This window comes from Azospirillum sp. (assembly GCF_050789165.1).
This window is the reverse complement of record NZ_JBOZRT010000117.1, coordinates 1-2,064: the sequence shown is the minus strand read 5'-3', so window position 1 is coordinate 2,064 and position 2,064 is coordinate 1. Positions and strand designations below refer to the sequence as shown.

General features: G+C 70.2%; 3 protein-coding genes. All 3 read left to right on the top strand.

Translation table 11 applies throughout. The features are described 5' to 3' along the window. Window positions 1-733: TRAP transporter substrate-binding protein DctP (gene dctP / locus ACRWK7_RS26085; protein WP_431859253.1), on the top strand; the 733-nt coding region annotated here is incomplete at its 5' end. Further along, complete coding sequence (locus tag ACRWK7_RS26080; protein ID WP_431859251.1) at window positions 733-1,293, top strand: TRAP transporter small permease; 561 nt, start codon at window positions 733-735, stop codon at window positions 1,291-1,293. The genes dctP and ACRWK7_RS26080, both read left to right, overlap by 1 nt. Further along, window positions 1,293-2,064: TRAP transporter large permease (locus ACRWK7_RS26075; protein ID WP_431859249.1), on the top strand; the 772-nt coding region annotated here is incomplete at its 3' end. The genes ACRWK7_RS26080 and ACRWK7_RS26075, both read left to right, overlap by 1 nt.

Genomic DNA, 2,064 nt, shown 5'->3' with positions numbered 1-2,064 from the left:
GCTCTACCCGATGCCCTACGCCGGCGGCGAGGTGCCGGAGACCAACCTCGGCCTCATGCCGTGCCTGGTCACCAGCTACGAGCAGGGCATGAAGTGGCGCAACGCCGAGATCGGCCACGAACTCACCCGCATCCTCGAAGCCAAGGGCGTCAAGCTGCTGACCTGGATCTGGCAGTCCGGCAGCACCGCGTCGCGCGGCGGCGCCATCGCCGAGCCGGCGGACGTCAAGGGCCTGAAGGTGCGCGGCGGCTCGCGCGAGATGGACATGATGCTGAAGGCGGCGGGCGCGGCGGTCAGCACCATCCCGTCGAACGAGCTGTACGCTGGCATGCAGACCGGTGCCGTTGACGCCGCCATCACCTCGGCGACCAGCCTGATTTCCTTCAAGCTGGAGGAGCTGTCCAAGCACCTCACGGTCGGCCGGCGCGGCAGCTACTGGTTCATGCTGGAGCCGTTGATGATGTCCAAGGCGGTGTTCGACGCGCTGCCCCCCGACCAGCAGCAGGTCCTCCTCCAGGTCGGCCAGGAGATGGAGGCCTTCGGCTACGAGCAGGCGCGCGCCGACGACGAGCGCATCGCGCAGATCTACGGCAAGGCCGGCGTGCAGGTGCAGGAGATGGTGGAGGCGACCGTCGGCCGCTGGCGCGACATCGCCCGCGAGACCGCCTGGAAGGACTTCGCCGAGCGCACCAAGGATGGCGCGCGCCTCCTGAAGCTGGCGGAGGCCCTGTGATGTCGGTCGCCGAACGCAACCTGATCCTCGACGCGTCCGCCGCTCCCACCGAGCGGGCGCCGGCGCTGCGTCTGGTCGGCGCGCTGCTCGACGTGGTGAACCGCGTCGTCGCCGTGCTGGCCTCGGTGGCGGTGGTCGTCGCCGGCGCCGTGCTGACGCACGAGGCCGTCGTCCGCTACGTCTTCCAGCAGCCGGCCGATTGGCAGGACGAGATGGCGGTGTTCCTGCTGGTGGGCGCCACCTTCATGTCGGCGGCCTACGTGCAGTCCCGGCGCGGCCACGTCGCCATCGACGCGGTGGCGGAGCTGTTGCCGGCCGGGGTGGACCGCGTGCGCCGCTTCCTGGCCGACGTGGCGTCCTTCGGCTTCTGCACCTTCTTCGCCTGGAAGTCCTGGGCGCTGTTCCACGAGGCGTGGGAGGACGGCATGGTCACCCACTCCGCCTGGGCGCCGCCGCTGTGGATCCCCTACTCCGTCATGTCGATCGGCATGACCCTGCTGGCGGTGCAGATCGCCCTGCAGATCCTCGAAGTCCTGCTGTCCGACCGGGAGGCCGCGTGATGGGCACCCTCGAACTCGGCCTGCTGTACGGCGCCGCCACCTTCGGCGTGCTGTTCTCGGGCATTCCGATCGCCTTCGCCCTCGGCCTCGTCGCCGCAGTGTTCATGTACTTCTTCATGCCGGCGGCGTCGCTGGATACGGTCGCGCAGAACGTCTACGAGGAGATGGCGAGCATCACGCTGCTGACCATTCCCCTGTTCATCCTGAAGGGCGCCGCCATCGGCAAGTCGCGCGCCGGCGCTGACCTCTATGGCGCGCTGCACGCGTGGCTGCACAAGGTGCCGGGCGGGCTGGGTGTGGCCAACGTCTTCGCCTGCGGCCTGTTCGCCGCCATGGCCGGCTCCAGCCCCGCCACCTGCTCGGCCATCGGCTCCGCCGGTATTCCCGAGATGCGGCGGCGCGGCTATTCCGGCGGCTTCGCGGCCGGCATCATCGCGGCGGGCGGCACGCTGGGCATCCTGCTGCCGCCGTCGATCACCATGATCCTCTACGCCGTGGCGGCCGAGCAGTCGCTGGGCCGGCTGTTCCTCGCCGGCATCGGCCCCGGCGTGCTGATGGTGGCGCTGTTCGCCGCCTACGCGGTGTTCCGGTTTCGCCAGGAGAAGGCCGCTGCCAGCGCCGACTCGCCGCTGCTGAAGGAAGAGCACTTCACCGCCCGCGAGAAGCTGTCCACCCTGCCGCGGGTGCTGCCGTTCGTCATCCTGCTGACCGGCGTCATGGTGGCGCTGTACGGCGGCTTCGCCACGCCGTCGGAGACCGCCGGCCTGGGCG